Source organism: Aliivibrio wodanis, from assembly GCF_052920805.1.
The window spans coordinates 2,013,858-2,032,852 of sequence record NZ_JBREXA010000002.1 but is presented as its reverse complement, the minus strand read 5'-3'; the positions used below and the strand labels follow the sequence as shown (position 1 = coordinate 2,032,852).

12 protein-coding genes and 3 pseudogenes are annotated in these 18,995 nt (G+C 39.9%); 9 read left to right on the top strand and 6 right to left on the bottom strand.

Annotated elements, in window-relative coordinates:
* Nucleotides 1–118: 118 nt before the first annotated feature.
* Together ppc and argE are read right to left on the bottom strand one after the other, a co-directional pair.
* A complete protein-coding gene (ppc, locus tag ACU5DF_RS17225) occupies nt 119–2,749 on the bottom strand; it encodes a phosphoenolpyruvate carboxylase (protein ID WP_446713657.1) in 2,631 nt (876 codons plus the stop codon).
* A gap of 177 nt (nt 2,750–2,926) precedes the next feature.
* Nucleotides 2,927–4,064 (bottom strand): annotated as a pseudogene (argE, locus tag ACU5DF_RS17220) (acetylornithine deacetylase).
* 206 nt (nt 4,065–4,270) lie between these two features.
* Here argE and argC point away from each other — a divergent pair.
* From argC to argH, 4 genes and pseudogenes are all read left to right on the top strand, one after another.
* Nucleotides 4,271–5,277: pseudogene (argC, locus tag ACU5DF_RS17215) on the top strand (N-acetyl-gamma-glutamyl-phosphate reductase).
* Nucleotides 5,278–5,292: 15 nt separating this feature from the next.
* Nucleotides 5,293–6,075 (top strand): acetylglutamate kinase, encoded by a 783-nt coding sequence (gene argB, locus ACU5DF_RS17210; protein ID WP_446713656.1) that lies wholly within the window; start codon nt 5,293–5,295, stop codon nt 6,073–6,075.
* A gap of 73 nt (nt 6,076–6,148) precedes the next feature.
* A pseudogene (locus tag ACU5DF_RS17205) lies at nt 6,149–7,363 on the top strand (argininosuccinate synthase).
* A 299-nt stretch (nt 7,364–7,662) separates the two neighbouring features.
* The gene (gene argH, locus ACU5DF_RS17200) at nt 7,663–9,537 is read left to right on the top strand and encodes an argininosuccinate lyase (RefSeq protein WP_446713655.1); all 1,875 of its coding nucleotides are present in this window, start codon (nt 7,663–7,665) and stop codon (nt 9,535–9,537) included.
* A 159-nt stretch (nt 9,538–9,696) separates the two neighbouring features.
* Here argH and ACU5DF_RS17195 read toward each other — a convergent pair whose 3' ends face one another.
* The 3 genes from ACU5DF_RS17195 to ACU5DF_RS17185 all read right to left on the bottom strand — a co-directional run bounded on the left by ACU5DF_RS17195 (nt 9,697) and on the right by ACU5DF_RS17185 (nt 12,436).
* A complete protein-coding gene (locus ACU5DF_RS17195) occupies nt 9,697–9,960 on the bottom strand; it encodes a DUF3624 domain-containing protein (protein WP_446713654.1) in 264 nt (87 codons plus the stop codon).
* A 99-nt stretch (nt 9,961–10,059) separates the two neighbouring features.
* On the bottom strand, nt 10,060–11,526 hold the full coding sequence (locus ACU5DF_RS17190; protein ID WP_446713653.1) for a dihydrolipoyl dehydrogenase: 1,467 nt from the start codon (nt 11,524–11,526) through the stop codon (nt 10,060–10,062).
* 181 nt (nt 11,527–11,707) lie between these two features.
* On the bottom strand, nt 11,708–12,436 hold the full coding sequence (locus ACU5DF_RS17185) for a glutathione peroxidase (protein ID WP_045101103.1): 729 nt from the start codon (nt 12,434–12,436) through the stop codon (nt 11,708–11,710).
* A 180-nt stretch (nt 12,437–12,616) separates the two neighbouring features.
* Here ACU5DF_RS17185 and oxyR point away from each other — a divergent pair, with 180 nt between their 5' ends.
* Nucleotides 12,617–13,510 (top strand): DNA-binding transcriptional regulator OxyR, encoded by an 894-nt coding sequence (oxyR, locus tag ACU5DF_RS17180; protein WP_045101104.1) that lies wholly within the window; start codon nt 12,617–12,619, stop codon nt 13,508–13,510.
* 161 nt (nt 13,511–13,671) lie between these two features.
* Here the strand turns inward: oxyR and ACU5DF_RS17175 are convergent, their stop codons facing one another.
* Nucleotides 13,672–16,158 (bottom strand): penicillin-binding protein 1A, encoded by a 2,487-nt coding sequence (locus tag ACU5DF_RS17175; protein ID WP_446713652.1) that lies wholly within the window; start codon nt 16,156–16,158, stop codon nt 13,672–13,674.
* 135 nt (nt 16,159–16,293) lie between these two features.
* Between ACU5DF_RS17175 and pilM the strand changes: the two genes are divergently transcribed.
* Genes pilM through ACU5DF_RS17155 form a run of 4 tightly spaced genes read left to right on the top strand, consistent with a single transcriptional unit; the run spans nt 16,294 to nt 18,946 of the window.
* Nucleotides 16,294–17,292, top strand: coding sequence for a type IV pilus biogenesis protein PilM (gene pilM / locus ACU5DF_RS17170; protein WP_446713651.1), 999 nt, complete (start codon nt 16,294–16,296; stop codon nt 17,290–17,292).
* Complete coding sequence (locus tag ACU5DF_RS17165; protein WP_446713650.1) at nt 17,277–17,858, top strand: PilN domain-containing protein; 582 nt, start codon at nt 17,277–17,279, stop codon at nt 17,856–17,858. The genes pilM and ACU5DF_RS17165 overlap by 16 nt, the downstream gene beginning before the upstream one ends.
* Nucleotides 17,851–18,438, top strand: coding sequence for a type IV pilus inner membrane component PilO (locus ACU5DF_RS17160; RefSeq protein WP_446713649.1), 588 nt, complete (start codon nt 17,851–17,853; stop codon nt 18,436–18,438). Before ACU5DF_RS17165 ends, ACU5DF_RS17160 begins: the two co-directional genes overlap by 8 nt.
* Nucleotides 18,425–18,946 carry a pilus assembly protein PilP gene (locus ACU5DF_RS17155; RefSeq protein ID WP_045101109.1) on the top strand — a complete coding sequence of 174 codons (522 nt, stop codon included), beginning with the start codon at nt 18,425–18,427 and terminating at the stop codon, nt 18,944–18,946. The genes ACU5DF_RS17160 and ACU5DF_RS17155 overlap by 14 nt, the downstream gene beginning before the upstream one ends.
* The last annotated feature ends 49 nt before the right edge of the window (nt 18,947–18,995 follow it).

Here is an 18,995-nt window from a genome sequence, read left to right as displayed (position 1 = left end):
TATGAAGAACCGCTCACTGTAGCGGTTTTTTTGTGTCGTCGGTATTTGTCTAAAAGATAAAAGAAAAGGCCACCGAAGTGACCTTTGAATAATAGGAAGGTTGTTTTAATGATTAGGCTTAACCAGTGTTACGCATACCTGCAGAAATACCTGCAATCGTAACCATTAGGGCCTCTTCAAGCTCTGGTGATGTCTCTTCTTGTTGACGAGTACGGAACAGCAGTTCGGCTTGTAGCATGTTTAGTGGATCAACATAGATATTACGTAGCTTGATTGACTCTGAACCCCATGGGTCACTTTCCATTAAGTGATCGCTGTTCTCTACGTTCAATACCGCTTTAATATCCGCTTGTAATTGATTACGTAGACGCTCACCTAGTGGCCATAGAGATTTGTCTGTTAAACGTTGATCGTAGTATTCAGACATTTGTGGATTACACTTGGTGTAAACCATCTCAAGCATACCAAGACGAGTAGAGAAGAATGGCCATTCACGACACATCTCTTCTAATAGCTCTTGGTGACCCTTATCAATTGAATATTGAATTGCTTCACCAGCACCTAGCCACGCAGGAAGAACCAAACGGTTTTGACTCCATGAGAATATCCATGGAATCGCACGTAAGCTTTCAACGCCACCATTTGGATTACGCTTAGCAGGACGAGAACCTAGCGGAAGTTTACCTAGCTCTAACTCCGGTGTTGCTGCACGGAAGTAAGGAACAAAGTCTTTTTCGCCACGAACCACATTACGGTAGGCTTCACATGACACTTCAGAAAGCACTTCCATCAGATCACGCCAATCTTGTTTTGGCTCTGGTGGTGGCAGAAGGTTAGCTTCAAGTATTGCACTTGCGTATAAATTAAAGCTGTTTACAGCAACTTCAGGTAGACCCAATTTAAAGCGGATCATTTCCCCTTGTTCTGTTACGCGTAAACCGCCTTTTAAACTTTTCGGTGGCTGAGACAGAAGAGCTGCATGTGCTGGAGCGCCGCCACGACCAATAGTACCGCCACGGCCGTGGAACAAAGTAAGCTCAATGCTCTCTTTCTCACACACTTCAACCAGTGCTTCCATCGCGCTGTATTGCGCCCAACCTGCTGACATTACACCTGCATCTTTTGCAGAATCAGAATAACCGATCATGACCATTTGATGATTCTGGATAAATCCACGATACCAATCAATGGAGAATAACTGTTCCATCACTTCTTTTGAGCGGTTTAAATCGTCTAGCGTTTCAAACAGTGGACAAACATCCATACGGAATGGACAACCAGCTTCTTGAAGTAATAAGTGAACCGCTAATACATCAGATGCAGTACGAGCCATTGAAATAACATAAGAGCCTAACGCTTCTTTAGATTGCTCAGCAACGACTTTACAGGTATCGATAACTTCTTGAACCTCAGGAGATGGCTCCCAATTACGAGGTAGAAGAGGGCGCTTAGAGCTTAGCTCGTTCACAAGGAAAGAGATTTTGTCTTGTTCGCTCCACTGATCGTAATCACCAATGCCTAAGTAACGAGTCAGCTCTGATAATACATCTGAGTGACGAGTACTTTCTTGGCGAATATCAAGACGAACAAGATGAGCCCCAAACGCTTTTACGCGACGAAGTGTATCAAGTAGAGATCCTTCAGCAATAATACCCATACCGCAAGCATGCAGAGATTGGTAACATGCAAACAAAGGATCCCAAAGCTGTGCAGCGTCGGTCAAAATCGTTTTGCTTGATACTACTTCACCTTTCATTTGTGCATCTAGGTTTTCTAATGTATCACCTAAAAGAACGCGAAGTTGTTTGAGGATTGCACGGTAAGGTTCATGTTGATCGCCTGCGAGCTCACGAACTTCATCAGAGCATTTCACCATGGATAATTCACTGATTAATTCATTAATATCTTTTAGATAAAGATCAGCGGCTTTCCAACGTGAAAGAAGCATCACTTCACGTGTGATTGTGTGGGTAACAAATGGATTACCATCGCGATCTCCACCCATCCAAGAAGACATATGAACAGGGCGAGCATCAATTGGAAGACCTTCGCCTAAGTGACTTGTTAAACGTTGATCAAACTCACGTAAGAAGTCAGGAATACCTTGCCATAGTGAATTCTCAACAACGGCAAAGCCCCATTTTGCTTCGTCTAATGGTGTTGGGCGTTCTTGACGGATAACATCAGAGTGCCACGCTTGTGCAATCAGTTGCTCAAGGCGACGTTCAGTTTTCTCACGCTCAGAGAAAGAAATATCACCAAGCTCAAGCTTTGATAAGCATTCGTTGATTTTCACCAACTTGTTGATCATAGTACGACGTGCAATTTCGGTTGGATGCGCAGTTAATACGAGTTCGATATTGAGTTCACGAACAGCTTGTGCCGTATCTAATTTGCTAATGTCATTTTGACTTAGTTTCGAAAATAGGGTGCTAATAGCATCTGGTTCACATACGTGCGCTTCACAATGACGTGAAATCGTATGGTACTGCTCTGCCATATTGGTTAAATTTAGGAACTGACTGAATGCACGAGCAACTGGAGTGAGTTGATCATCAGGAAGACTTTTAATTTCTTCAATAAGTGCATTACGGTCATCGTCGCTTCCTGCGCGTGCTGTTTTAGACAGCTTACGAATGGTTTCAACTTTAGCTAATAGCTCTTCACCATGTGCGTCTCTAATCGTATTACCAAGTAAATGACCCAACATGCTTACATTGCTTTTTAAAGCAGCGTACTTTTCATTCATACATACTTCCTATACTGTAATTTTGTTACATCCTAAATTTTTTCTACATCCAATCTATCCGAATTTACCGCGTCACGTCAAATATTGCAGAATAAACGATGGTTTTTTAAACAATACTTTGCCGTAGATCATCGAATATCTATGTTTAGATTGACGAGTTTTGTAAATTAATTTCAGCTAGAAACAGTTCTTATACATTAATTTAGTCAATACATTAATAGTTGGGTCAATAAAAGAAAATGCTAAGAATTCATCAGGTTGGTGAGCTTGCTCTATTGACCCAGGACCTAAAACGAGCGTTGGACAAAGATCTTGTAAGAAAGGCGCTTCGGTACAATAGTTCACTGTCTCTACTTCTTGACCACAAATATCAGCAGTACTGGTCACAATTGGGCTGTCTGCGCTACATTCGTAACCTGGAATAGGGTCATGAAGTGGGGTGATATCAATACGACCAGGCCATTTTGCTTCAACCTCTTTTAGTGCATCGCGCAGCATATTGTCTAAGCCATCAAGGCTGATCCCTGGTAATGGACGAACATCATAATGCAATTCACAACAGCCACAGATACGATTAGGGCTATCTCCGCCATGGATATGACCCAAGGTTTAAGGTTGGATATGGAATAGAAAAACCGGGGTTGTGGTATTCCTTAACTAACTTATTTTTTAAGTTCATTAAGGCGAACATGATCTCATTCATGATCTCTAAGGCGTTGACTCCATGAGCAGGATCAGAAGAGTGTCCTGATTTTCCTGTAACTCGAACGGCATTAGCAACATGACCTTTATGGCCACGAATAGGCTTTAAGCTCGTCGGTTCACCAATGATGCAGTAATCCGGTTTGATTTGAGTATTTGAAGCAAAATGACGAGCCCCTAGCATGGTGGTTTCTTCATCACAGGTTGCCAGAATATAAAGGGGCTTAGATTGGTCTTTCCAATTGATATTTTTAACCGCCTCTAAGATGAAAGCAAAAAAGCCCTTCATATCAGCAGTACCAAGGCCATAGAATCTATCGTTAGCTTCGGTTAAGGCATGAGGCTCATAGTTCCAACGTCCTTGGTCATAAGGCACAGTATCTGTATGTCCTGCGAGTAATAACCCACCTTCGCCTGAACCTAATTTAGCCAATAGATTGAGTTTGCCTTTTTCAATCTCTTCAATCTCTACTTCGCACCCTAAATCTTCACACCATTGCGCTAGCTTATGGATGACTTCGGCATTGCCTTCATCCCAGCTTGAGTTGGTCGAACTGATCGATGAGGTTGAAATGAGTTGCTGATAATACTCTTTAAATTCTGGAAATTTCATTTATTCATACATCCACTGTTGACACAAAAGATAGAACCCTGTAAAACACATATTAAATCACATAAAGTGAATAGAAATACAGTTTAGTTTAATTTTAATGAATAAACTAAATTATAAAAAGGAAAGTCAGTATCGAATATGTGTAACGCTCAAGTTACCTTGAATGGCATTTTCCTTCAATAGATGAAGAGATAAACGGACGTATTATGTTGAAAACAACCATCATCGGAGCAAGCGGATATACAGGTGCAGAATTAGCACTGATGATATTTAAGCACCCACACCTTTTCCTTTAGCGGGTTTGTACGTATCAGAAAATAGCTTGGATAAAGGAAAAGCTATCAGTGATCTTTATGGTTCACTAAAGGGTATTGTCGATGACGCATTACAGCCGTTGTTGGACATTACTCAAGTTGCTAAAGAATCTGATGTTGTGTTGCTTGCGACAGCTCATGAAGTTAGCCACGATTTAGCGGCGACGTTTTTAGAGCATGATTGTGTAGTTTTTGATTTATCTGGTGCGTTCCGTGTAAAACAAGAGGGTTTCTATTCTGAGTATTATGGTTTTGAACATCAATATGAAGAGTGGTTAGATAAAGCCGTTTATGGTTTGGCTGAATGGAATGAGGAAGCGATTGCTCAGGCTCAATTGGTTGCCGTTCCGGGTTGTTATCCAACGGCGTCACAATTAGCACTAAAACCATTAGTAGAATCTAACTTATTAGATAAAAATCAATGGCCTGTTATTAATGCAACCAGTGGCGTTACTGGGGCGGGTCGTAAAGCTAATTTAACCAGTAGCTTTTGTGAGGTTAGTCTTCAGCCTTATGGTGTATTTAATCATCGTCATCAGCCTGAAATTGCAGCGAATTTAGGCTGTGATGTTATTTTTACGCCTCATCTTGGTAATTTTAAGCGCGGAATTTTAGCGACGATTACCACTAAGTTAGAAAAAGGCGTAACAGAAGCGGACATTCAAAAGGCATTTAATAACGCTTATACAGAAACGCCTGCGGTTCGTTTACTTGGAAATGAAATGCCAAAAATTCAATCTGTTGAAAAAACGCCTTTTTGTGATATTGGCTGGAAAGTGCAAGGTGAGCATTTAATTGTTGTCTCTGCGATTGATAATTTATTAAAAGGTGCCTCAAGCCAAGCAATGCAGTGCATTAATATTCGTTTTGGCTTTCCAATGTTAACGTCTTTAATATAAAGTATGGTATTTAGTATGAAGCAACGTCCTTTAGTTATTAAGTTAGGTGGCGCCGTATTGTCATCAACTGAAACGTTAACACAATTGTTTAAAACGGTTTCAAGCTATCAACAGAAAGCAAATCGTGCGTTGGTTATTGTTCATGGTGGTGGCTATTTAGTGGATGAGTTGATGGATAAACTTCAACTTGAAACCATTAAAAAAGAAGGTTTACGCGTTACACCAAAAGATCAAATTGGTTATATCACCGGAGCTCTGGCTGGTACGGCAAATAAAATGCTTCAAGGCCAAGCGATGAAGAATGGCGTAAGTGCAATTGGCTTGAGTTTGGCTGATGGCGGTTTATGTCATATCAGTCAACTGAATCCTGAGCTAGGTAATGTTGGTTTAGCGACCGCAGGTGATGCAACCGTGTTGAATGCTATTTTAGCAACGAAAGTCACCCCTATTATTAGCTCGATTGGTATTACTGCTCAAGGTGAGTTAATGAACGTCAATGCCGATCAAGCCGCAGTCGCTGTTGCGGCGGTATTAGATGCTGATTTAGTCTTACTTTCGGATGTGGCTGGTGTCTTGGATAGTGAAAAGCAATTGATCACCCATTTGGATTCAGAGCAAGCTGAGTTACTGATCCAACAAGATGTAATTACCGATGGCATGATTGTGAAAGTTCGTGCGGCACTAGAAGCGGCACAAGAATTAGGAAGAGCGATAGAAGTGGCTTCATGGCGCTCTCCAGAAAAATTAGCTGAGTTGTTTATTGGAAACAGCATTGGCACACAGTTTCAGCCTAAATAGGCAATGAATACTTTTTTTAGTTTTAAATTTTAAGAATACAGTCACCGCGAGTATGCGGATCAAGGAGAATAGAATGAGCAAGAAAGTAGAAGTAAACAAGGTTGTTGTTGCATACTCTGGTGGTCTAGATACGTCAGTAATTATTCCATGGTTAAAAGAAAACTACGGCTGTGAAGTTATCGCTTTTGTTGCGGATGTTGGTCAAGGTGAAGAAGAGCTTGAGGGAATTGAAGCCAAAGCTATCGCATCGGGTGCTTCTGAATGTTATATCGCTGATCTCTGAAAAGAAGAAATGGTGTCAGAATATATTTTCCCAACACTAAAAACAGGTGCGCTTTATGAAGGTAAATACCTATTAGGTACTTCAATGGCTCGTCCTATTATCGCAAAAGCACAAGTAGAAGTAGCACGCCAAGTGGGTGCTGATGCACTTTGTCACGGTTGTACAGGTAAAGGTAACGATCAAATCCGTTTTGAAGGTGCCTTTGCTGCATTAGCACCAGATCTACACGTAATTGCGCCATGGCGTGAGTGGGATTTAGTGAGTCGTGAAGAGTGTCTTGATTACCTTGCTGAGCGTAATATCCCTTGTTCAGCATCATTAACTAAGATTTATTCTCGTGATGCTAATGCATGGCATATCTCTACAGAAGGTGGTGTTCTTGAAGATACATGGAATGCACCAAATGATGATTGCTGGGCATGGACGGTTGATCCAGAACAAGCACCAAACGAATCAGAAACAGTGTCAATTAAAGTAGAAAAAGGCGCAGTGGTTGCTGTTGATGGTAAAACGATGACACCTTATGAAGTGGTTGTTTACCTAAACGAGAAAGGCATTAAGCATGGCGTTGGTCGTATTGATATCGTCGAAAACCGTTTAGTAGGCATGAAATCTCGTGGCTGTTATGAAACACCGGGCGGTACGATCATTAATGAAGCATTGCGTGCTGTTGAGCAATTGGTTCTAGATAAAGCGTCATTTGAGTTCCGTGAAGAGCTAGGTATTAAAGCGTCTCATCTTGTTTATGATGGTCGTTGGTTCACTCCACTATGTAAATCAATCTTAGCGGCGACTGAAGAGCTAGCACAAGATGTGAATGGTGATGTTGTGATTAAGCTATATAAAGGTCAAGCAACGGTAACTCAGAAGCGTTCTGATAACAGTTTATACTCTGAAGAGTTTGCAACGTTTGGTGCTGATGAAGTGTACGACCAAAGCCATGCTGAAGGTTTTATTCGTCTTTACTCACTATCAAGCCGCATTCGTGCACTAAATAGTAAGTAAGCTAAGGCTCACATTAACAGGCCTTAGTGGTTAACATATAATTAATAACAACTGATAAACAATTTGATTTACACTAGTCGAAGCGCATTTAGTTACTAAATGCGCTTCGATTTTTTTTGTCTAAACGATTATAATGAAGATGACTTACGGTTTAATGAATAAGTATGTAAATAAAGTGAATTAAACCTTTATTTTTATCGTGAATTGCCGTAAGTTTAAATCATCAAGAAAAATACTGAATTGAATCAGAATTAATATTTGCAAAAAGCAGTGAGCACTGTGCATTTAGGAGAAACACCATGGCATTATGGGGCGGACGTTTTAGTCAGGCAGCAGACACAAGATTTAAACAGTTTAACGATTCACTTCGTATCGATTATCGCCTTGCAGAACAAGATATTGTTGGCTCTATTGCATGGTCTAAAGCACTGCTTTCTGTCAATGTTATTTCAGAGCTTGAGCAGCAAAGACTTGAGTTAGCACTGAATGAACTAAAATTGGAAGTAATGGAAGATCCAGAGCAGATCTTACTTTCTGATGCAGAAGATATTCACAGTTGGGTTGAAACACAGCTGATCGGTAAAGTGGGTGATTTGGGTAAAAAATTACACACGGGTCGTTCTCGTAATGACCAAGTAGCGACGGACTTAAAACTTTGGTGTCGTCAACAAGGCCATCAACTTCTTCGTACTCTTGATTTACTTCTTAACCAATTGGTTAATGTGGCGAGTGAGCATCAAGCAACAGTACTGCCGGGTTATACGCACTTACAACGAGCACAACCTGTGACGTTTGCACATTGGTGTTTAGCCTACGTTGAAATGATTGAGCGTGATCACTCTCGTCTTGAAGATGCGATCAATCGTTTAGATACTTGCCCATTAGGTTCTGGTGCTCTAGCGGGTACCGCTTATCCAATGGATCGTGAGAAATTAGCTCGTAATCTTGGTTTTCAACGTGCAACGCGTAACAGTTTAGATTCGGTATCGGATCGTGATCATGTGATGGAGTTAATGTCGATTGCTTCTATTTCAATGGTTCATTTATCACGTCTTGCTGAAGATATGATTTTTTACAACTCAGGTGAATCAAATTTCATTGAGTTGGCAGATACGGTAACGTCAGGTTCATCGTTAATGCCACAAAAGAAAAACCCAGATGCATTAGAACTTATTCGTGGTAAATGTGGCCGTGTCTACGGAGCATTGGCTGGCATGATGATGACAGTGAAAGCGCTGCCGTTGGCTTATAACAAGGATATGCAAGAAGACAAAGAAGGCTTATTTGATGCGTTAGACAGTTGGTCTGATTGTATCGAAATGGCAGCTTTGTGTTTTGAAGGCATTAAAATAAATAGTGAGCGTACACTTGAAGCTGCAAAACAAGGCTATGCAAACTCAACAGAGCTTGCGGATTACTTGGTAGCGAAAGGTATTCCATTCCGTGAAGCGCACCATATTGTAGGTGTGGCTGTTGTCGGAGCGATTGAAAAAGGTTGCGCACTAGAAGAGCTTTCTATTGCTGAGCTAAAAGCGTTCTCTGAAGTGATAGAAGATGATGTGTATGCAATATTAACGATTGAATCGTGTCTTGCAAAACGTAATGCGCTTGGTGGGGTTGCACCAGAGCAGGTTGCTCATGCAGTTGAGCAAGCGGGTAAGCGTTTAGAAGAGCGTGATTCAACGGGTGTTAAAGTTCGTCCTGCACGATTAACCGATTTAGACGCACTAGAAGGCATGGTGACTTATTGGGCTGGTCTTGGTGAAAACTTACCGCGTAATCGTAATGAATTAGTGCGAGATATTGGTTCGTTTGCTGTTGCTGAGCATCATGGTGAAGTGACTGGTTGTGCATCTTTATATGTGTATGACTCAGGTTTGGCCGAAATTCGTTCACTAGGTGTTGAAGCGGGTTGGCAGAGTCAAGGTCAAGGTAAAGCCATTGTTCAGCATTTGGTTGAAAAAGCACGTGAGATGGCGATTAAGAAGGTCTTTGTATTAACTCGCGTTCCTGAGTTCTTTATGAAGCAAGACTTTATTCCAACTTCTCGTTCATTGCTGCCTGAAAAAGTGCTAAAAGATTGTGATCAGTGCCCTCGTCAGCATGCATGTGATGAAGTTGCTCTAGAGGTAAATCTTCAAGAGCAAGTAATTATTAGAACGAATGTAGCATAACGTTAACTAAAAATAGTTATGCGATACACTTAACTAATTAAGCAGAAGAAAAAAAGAAAAAGTGGTGAACTTTTTAATTAAGTACTAATCTTATTAATACTGCTTTTTCTTAGAAAGATTCTAAGAAACCCCAATATCATCTTGATTGATATTGGGGTTTTATTTTTTATATGACGTCTTTTTGTCTGAAGGACGAATCCATCGATAATATCCCATCATAATCAAGTGCAGAGTAAGTAAGCCACTAAATGCAGAACTAACCATAAAGGTTGTAATAGCCTCTATTTGGTAAGGCGTTGCTTGGAAAAACTCTAACCATGTAAGCCAGCCTCCGATAGAAAGAAAGGTTAACTGTTTCATGCAACGAGTGCAGCGACCTAATTTTTGCTTAAAGATGTCTGAGCGACAAGTTTTACATGACATGATTTTAATGCTCGATTAACAATAAATAAAAACGAACTTTAAATGCAAAAAGACCAATGCGCAAACATTGGTCTTGTATTCTTTTAATTCTAAAGGCGATTAACAGCCAGGACCACAATCCATACAGTGCTTGATTGTTTCTGGGCCTAAATGTAATTTGGCATTTAAATCACGAAGTGCAGTACGCACGCCTTCTTCAATCACTGGGTGATAAAAAGGCATATCGAGCATGTCTGATATTGTCATTTTATTCTGATGTGCCCAAGCTAATAAGTGCGCTAAATGCTCTGCATTTGGCCCCATCATTTCGGCACCTAGGAAGCGACCCGTTCCTTGCTCTCCGTAGACATGCAAAATACCTTTATTACGTAACATTACTCGTGAACGGCCTTGGTTTTCAAAAGAGACTTCGCCTGTTGCGAAGCAACCACAAGTACCTAAACGGGTTGTAATTTCTTTATACGTTTCACCAACCATCGCAATTTGTGGATCAGAAAATACTGCTGAGATTTTCGAACGGCGAAGGCCTGCACGGATCTCAGGGAAACGACCTGCATTATCACCCGCAATTCGCGCTTGGTCTGCTGCTTCGTGTAATAGTGGCAGCTGGTTACTTGCATCACCCGCAATGAAAATAGTTGGTTGTGATGTTTGTAGCGTATAGTGATCAGCCGTTGGTACACCGCGAGCATCTAGTTCAAGAGAGGTATTCTCTAGACCTAATTTATCGGTATTTGGGCGACGACCTGTTGCTGCTAATACATATTCAACAAGGTTAGTTTCTAGTTCACCTTGTTTATTGATGAACATAATCTCAACACGGTCTTCACCAGATTCAGTGGTAATACGCTTCATGCTTTCAATCTTCACATCAGCATCAAGATAGAATTCTTCGTTGAAGGCTTTGTTGGCATACGCCATCACTTCAGGGTCTGTTACCGGACCAACTTGACCACCTAAACCAAACAATTTAGTTTCAACACCAAGGCGGTGAAGTGATTGACCAAGTTCAAGGCCAATTACGCCAGGACCAAATACAGCGACTGATTTAGGTAAATCATCCCAATTAAATACATCATCATTGATGATCAAACGATCACCTAACTCATTCCATACTGCAGGGTAAGCAGGGCGAGAGCCTGTTGCGATAACAATACGTTTTGCAGTGACGATAGTGTGGTCGTCAACTTGTAGTGTATTGTCATTTAAAAATTTAGCGTAACCAGAGATTTTATCTTCTGCTGGTATTTCATCAACGCCTTCTAAAACAAAGCCAACAAAACGGTCACGTTCAAATTTTACTCGGTCCATGACTTCACGGCCGTTAATCACGATCTCACCTTGAGGGTGAATACCAAATTGAGGAGCTTTTTCAATTTGATGAACGCTTTCTGCTGCTGCAATTAATAGCTTTGATGGCATGCAACCAACACGAGCACAAGTGGTACCATAAGGTCCGCCTTCAATCATAACAACACTGTCAGTATGTGCTTTTGCTGCACGGTAAGAGCCTAAACCTGCTGTACCACCACCGATAACAGCTACATCTACATTGACTTGTTTCATAATAATTCTCTCGTAATCGCTTTATTTTGAGTGAACGAACCCCTCCGACTTTTATTATTATTTTTAAGTCAGTCAGAATAATAGGTTAGTTTGAGTATTTGGCGTTGCTGTGTTTTCTAATCTTTGAAGTGATCAACTAGCCCACAAAGTGGTGGGCTAGTTGATGGTCTATCTTAATAGATTAACCTAGGAACGTTTCTAGCTCTTCGCTGCCACCAATGTGTTTGCCACCGATGAATACTTGAGGAACTGTAGTGCGACCAGTAATTGCACGTAGGCTTACTGTTGTTGCATCTTTACCTAATACAACTTCTTCGTAGTTAAGACCTTTGTCGATTAGGTTTTGTTTTGCTTTCACACAGAAAGGACAACCTGGTTTTGTAAATACTGTGATTGACTCTTGCTCTTTGTGTTCAGGAGCTAGGTAGTTCAGCATCGTATCAGCATCAGATACGTTGAACGGGTCGCCTGCAACATCTTCTTCGATAAACATTTTTTCAACTACGCCGTTTTTAACTAGCATGCTGTAGCGCCATGAACGCTTGCCAAAACCGATGTCATTTTTCTCAACTAGCATACCCATGCCATCTGTGAATTCGCCGTTACCATCTGGAATAAACGTAATGTTTTCTGCTTCTTGGTCTGCTTTCCATGCGTTCATTACAAACGTATCGTTTACAGAAACACATAAGATGTCATCTACACCATTCTCTTTAAATACAGAATGCAGCTCGTTGTAACGAGGTAGGTGGCTTGAAGAACACGTTGGAGTAAATGCACCTGGAAGGCTAAATACGATAACGGTTTTGTCTTTAAATAGTTCTTCTGTTGTTACGTTAACCCAAGCATCGCCTTTACGTGTTGGAAAAGTAACTTGAGGAACTGATTGACCTTCTTTAGATGTAAACATAATGATGTCCTTTAAATTTTAATTAATTTTGAATTTCTTATTCGGGGTCTGCCCGGTTGATGTAGCTATTATGCAAAAGCTTGCTTGATAGTTCTAATCGTTTGGTGTTATCGTTTCAATCGTTAAAATCTATCAACTATATTGTCATATTATGAATCAAAGCTGTCAGGAGTGTAATACATGAATATCCGTGATTTTGAGTACTTGGTCGCACTTGCTGAGCATAAACATTTTCGTAAGGCGGCAGAATCTTGTTTTGTTAGTCAGCCGACGTTAAGTGGACAAATCAAGAAGCTAGAAGAAGAGGTTGGGTTAACCTTATTAGAAAGAACCAGTCGTAAGGTGTTATTTACTGAAGCAGGTTTACAGTTAGTAGAGCAAGCGAAATGTATATTACTTGAAGTAAAGCGATTTTCAGAGCTAGCTAATCAGCAAGGAAAGGGTATGGCAGGCCCACTACATTTGGGTTTTATTCCTACTGTTGGGCCTTATGTTCTTCCTTGGATAATTCCAACTCTGAAAGAAAAGTTCCCTGATTTAAACTTATATCTACATGAAGCTCAAACACATCAGTTAGTTCAAATGTTAGAAGAAGGGAAAATTGATTGCATGATCCTCGCGTCAGTAAATGAGACCAGTGCATTTATTGAGGTTCCTGTTTACGATGAGCCTATGGTCCTTGCTGTTCCTATCGATCATAAATGGGCAAATGAAAGCTCAATTGATATGTCTCGGTTGAATGGTGAGTCTGTTCTAATGTTAGGAGATGGTCACTGTTTAAGAGATCAGGCATTAGGCTTTTGTTTTGCCGCAGGAGCAAAAGATGATGATCACTTTAAAGCAACCAGTTTAGAAACATTACGTAATATGGTCGCTGCAGGCGGTGGTATTACTTTGATGCCTTATTTATCAGTGCCAAAAGAGAAAATACGAGATGGTGTTTGTTACTTACCCGCAAGTGATCCGGTACCGCATCGCCAGATAGTACTCGCTTATCGACCAGGCTCACCGTTAAGGTCTCGTTATGAAGGTCTTGCAAAAGAAATTGAGCAGAAAATGTTGATGGTAATTTAAGAAAATTTTACATACGTTTTTGATCTTTTCTTCACTCGATTTATATCAATGTAATTAAACTAGATATTCTAATAATTGGCATGAGTATAATAAAAAAAGAGGGCACAGTGATTAGCGCCCTCTTTAATTGAATTACTCAAATTATTGTAGTTAGTGAATAACTAAAATAAACTTTCGTCTTCTTTACCATCACTTGATGAATAAATAGTATCTTGGAAGTCTTGCTCTACGTATTCTGTTGGTTCTGTACCCTCTGCAAAATACTCCCACATACTAGTCGCGTCATTTTTGTTGCTAAGTAAACCCGTTTCTCGATCGATCTTAACTTTTATGATATTCGCAGGTGTGCGCTCTCTTTGTTCAGGAACACCTTCCAGAGCAACTCTCATAAAATCAATCCATGCATAAATAGCTGTTTTACCACCGGCTTCTCCGCCAGACGCCATTTCTGATTTTTTCATATTACTATTTTTAGTGGTATAGCCTAAACGACGTGATGGATTATCAAAGCCAACCCAAGCAGTTGCTACGATATTTGGTCCATAACCGTTGTACCAAGCATCAACAGAGTCATTAGTTGTGCCCGTTTTACCACCAGTATCTCGACGCTTTAGGGTTTGTGCACGCCAGCCAGTACCATTCCAACCGGTTCCATTACGCCAAACACCACCACCCCAGATATTGCTATACATCATCTGTTTAGTTAAGAAGGCATTTTGAGCTGAAATTACTTGTTTAGCGTAAGGTGATTCTTCATCATTTTGATGTGAGCAATAATTTTTACAGATGGTTTTTGGTGTTGCTCGATAGACTTCCTCACCAAATGGTTCTGTAATATGGTCGATATAGTAAGGTTCAACGTAGTAACCATTATTAGCAAATACAGCAAATCCTTGTGCCATTTGGACAGGAGTTAAACTGCCAGCACCAAGTGCAATGGTTTCTGAACGAGGTATTTCTTCTTTTTTAAAGCCAAAACGAGTCAGGTAATCAATCGTTTCATCTAATCCTACTTCACGTAACACACGAACTGCCATAACGTTTTTAGATTGCGCTAAGCCAATACGTAAACGGGTTGGGCCAATATAGGTTGGTGGCGAATTTTTTGGTCGCCATGCCGTGCCTTGGCTTTGATCCCAAGTATTAATTGGTGCGTCATTAATTAAGCTAGCAAGAGTTTTCCCGTGGTGTAGCGCAGCTGAATAGATGAATGGTTTAATACTAGAACCAACCTGTCGAACTGATTGTGTTGCACGATTAAATTTATTATGAACAAAGTTAAACCCACCGACGAGGGATGTGATTGCTCCATCTGTTGGGTCCATGGCAACAAAGGCTGTATTAGCCGCGGGTACTTGGCTTAACTTCCATACAGTTGTTGTTACTTCATCTTTAATTTCTTGGCTTAGTGGACGAACATATACTTGTTCACCAATCGTTAAAATATCTGAAGCACGTTTAGGTGCAGGGCCTTGGCGTTTATCTGTTTTAAAGCGACGAGCCCATTTTAGACCATCCCATGGAATAGTTGCTATTCCGTTGTTTTTTATATCAACAGTTGCAGTTTTACCTTCAATATTAATTACTATCGCAGGCATTAACTCACCATATGAAGGCTCTTTTTTCAGGTGTTTTATAATCGCACTATTATCAAAAGGTGTTGCTTTTGGTTCCCATACTGTTTTTACAGCACCACGAAAACCATGGCGTTCATCGTAGGCTAATAGGTTATTTAATGTTGAAATATTGGCTGCCGCTTGCATTTTTGAATCGACAGTTGTGTAGATGTTCATACCTGAAGTATAAGCGGCTTCTTCACCATACTTATTAACCATCCATGCTCGTGCAATTTCTGCAATATAAGGAGCTTGAAGTTCAATTTCTGCGCCATGGTATTTAGATAGAATGGTTTCTTCTCTAGCATCATTAAACTCTTGTTTAGTGATATAACCTTCATCTAGCATACGAGCTAACACTACATTTCGACGTGTTGTTGCACGATCAACTGAATAAATTGGGTTCATTGTTGATGGTGCTTTTGGTAAACCAGCAATAATAGCCACTTCACCGAGGGTTAGCTGGCTGACTTCTTTACCAAAGTAAACGTGTGCAGCAGCACCGACACCATATGAGCGATAACCTAAATAGATTTTATTCAAGTAGAGTTCAAGGATTTCTTGCTTGGTTAAAAGTTGTTCGATGTGGACGGCAATAAAAATCTCTTTAATCTTACGCATTATTTTCTTTTCATTAGATAAGAAGAAGTTACGTGCAAGTTGTTGAGTTATAGTGCTTGCCCCTTGCTTTGCTGAACCAGATGCAATTACGGCAAATGCAGCACGGGTAATACCAATAGGATCAAAACCATAGTGGCCATAAAAGCGACTGTCTTCGGTCGCAATAATTGCTTCCAACAAGTGAGGTGGCATTTCTTCCAGTTTTAATGGAATACGGCGCTTTTCACCAAATTGTGCGATCAATTTCCCATCGCGGCTATATACCTGCATTGGTGTTTGTAGTTGAACATCTTTTAATGTTGCTACATCTGGTAATTCTGGTTTTACATATTGGTAAAAGCCAAAAATTGTAGTGGCCCCAAAAAAAATGCAAACCAATGTAACTATAAGCAGTGCCTTTATGAACTTCACCTGATATTTCCCGTTTACTTTAATCTGTATTGTCGTTTTTAACCCATAACTTAGTAGTATAAATATAACACTACAAAAAATAACGCAAATAAACGTTTAATTTTGAGATATTTATTTAATTGGAGCTAAGTCAGTATGATATATCCCACGATCACAGGATTGGATATTGGGCATCATAGCATTAAAGCGGTATCGGTGAGGTTAAAAAAAGGTCAATTAGAGCTTGTCGCTTGTTTTGAATTATTATTACCTGAATCCGCATTTATTGATGCAAATACATTACATATTGAAGAGATAAAACCGTATTTATCCCAATTGAAAAAGAAATTGAAATTGAATCAAAAGCGTATTGCATTCTCAATTCCAGATAGCAGCATTATAAGTAAAGTCATTCAAATTGACAGCCAACTCGATGAGAAGGAAACTGAATTTGCTATAGCTCATACTTTTGAGCAACAGTCCTCTTTTTCTCAAGAAGAATTAAGTATTGATTATGTTGAGATAAAGCAGCGTGATGTGCTAAGCACACAAATGGTCACGTATCAAATTTTTGCGACCCGCAAAGATGTTGTTCAATCTCGCCAAAATAGCTTTAAATCGGCAGGGTTCTCTCCTGTTTTAGCTGATGCTCATTCTCATGGTTTATTAGCACTATGGCAGCAAGCTGTACTTGTCTATCCAACGAATAGTAATTGGATGTTAGTTGATATTGGTCACTTGCAAACAACTTTCTGTATAGCCCCTCCAACAGGTAATTTTTACAGTAAAAGCGTGGCGTTTGGTGCTTCATTATCCGTAAGTGAAACAGAAAAAATGGAAGATGTTCCCATTAATCTATCGACTGAAACTAAGTTTTTTGCTCAGCTGTTTGCTCATATACAGCGACAAAGTACGTTGTATTCATCTACGCATCATCACAAGGTGGAAGGTATTTGGCTTACGGGTGGAGGCTCCATGATCCCTGGGTTATCTGACTTGTTGAGCTATGAGTTATCACTTCCTGTTATTGAATTAGTACTTCCCTCCTTAATTAATGTATCTCACAAAAAAATCATGCAACCAAATAAACAAGCTAACCAATATGCGTCCGCCTTAGGCTTGGCATTAAGAGGGGTCAAATGGCTTACCAGATAAATTTATTACCTTGGAGAGAGGAACAAAGAACGAAGTATAAGCAGCGATTTATATTGATGTTGATATTAGGCGTTATGCTATCTGTATTCTCTCAGTGGGGAGTTGCTCAATTTTTGGAACAACAAACGATTCAGCAAGAAGAAAGAAACCGTTCTTTAAAAAATCGAGTCGCTTTTTTAAATGAAGAATTAAAAGGGTTAAATGAAATTGGTAAGCAGCATGAAGAGATCCTCACTCGTTTAGAGGCAGTAGAACTGCTTCAACATAATCGAAACCAGACGACTCAATTATTAAACGTTTTGCCCGTAATGATTGATGAAGGTATCTATCTTAATAAAGTACGAATGCATGAGAGACAAGTGGAAATAAAAGGCTTCAGTGACAGTAATGCTCGCTTGGCTAGTATGCTTGATAAGTTAGAACGTTCTCCTCATATCGCGTCGGTAGAAATGCATTCAATAGTGTCAGGCGAAAAGATATTTGGTCATGATATGAGCCGATTTGAAGTGTCATTTCGATTATTTTCTTTAAGAAAAGAAAATGAAGAGGAAAAAGATAATGGCTGATTGGAGAGAGTTAGATCTTGATGAAGTTACTGAATGGCCATTAGTCCCTCAATTGGTCGTGATTTTTTTATTGTGTTTATGTGTTTACGCTGCCGGTTATTGGTTTTGGTTAAAACCAATGGGAGAGAATATTGAACAATTAAAGCAATCTGAAATAACACTAAAAAGTACGGTGAAATATAAATATAACCAAGTTGCTGCGATGCCAAAAATGAAAGAGCAATTAAATGTACTGAATCAGCGTTATGAGTTTTTAGCTCAGCAGTTACCTGCTCAAAAAGAATTGGCAAGCATGCTCTCTGGTATTAACCAAGTTGGCCTACAAAATAAACTAACTTTTACACGTATTGATTGGGGGGAGAAACAGAAAAAAGACTTCCTTTACAAGTTACCTTTAAATATTGAACTGACTGGTCAGTACCATGATATAGGCTCATTTTCTGAGGCGATTGCTGACCTTCCTCGAATTGTTAGCTTGGAAAATGTTGATATCCAACGAGTGAGTACAGAAAGTAGCACGCTGCACTTTCGTGTAATGGCTTATACCTATCAATTTAGGGGGAAGGATGAAGAAGAGTAGAGTATACCTATTGCTAATCAGTGGATTAATCCTATCAGGATGCAAAGCCAACAAAGAATCACTTGAAGTATTTTATGCTGATGCCAAGCAACAAGGGAAAGCTGAAGTTGCAAGACTATCCGATGTCGTTCCTTTTGAAGTAGAAGTTTACTCTAAATCATCTGAACGCTCTCCTTTTGTATTGCCTAAACAACCCGAAAGAGCAACACAGCCAGTCAAGAAAAAAGCGTGTTGGCAGCCGAAATATCGTAAGAAAACAGGGAGTTTAGAGAGATATTCACTGCATAAATTACGATTCAAGGGAGTGATGGGTTCTGATTCTGATATAACCGCATTAATGCAGACTCCCAGAGGTAGTGTTGTAAAGGTACAAAAAGGGCAATTCATGGGGCTTAATAATGGTCAAGTAATTGAGATTAAATCAAGGCAAGTAACGTTAAAAGAAACGTTACCAGATGGGCTCGGTTGTTGGCAGAAACGATATATTAAATTAGCGTTAAAGCATTAATTTTTTAAAAAAACGTTAATTTAAAAGATACTTATAATTTATAAAAAGA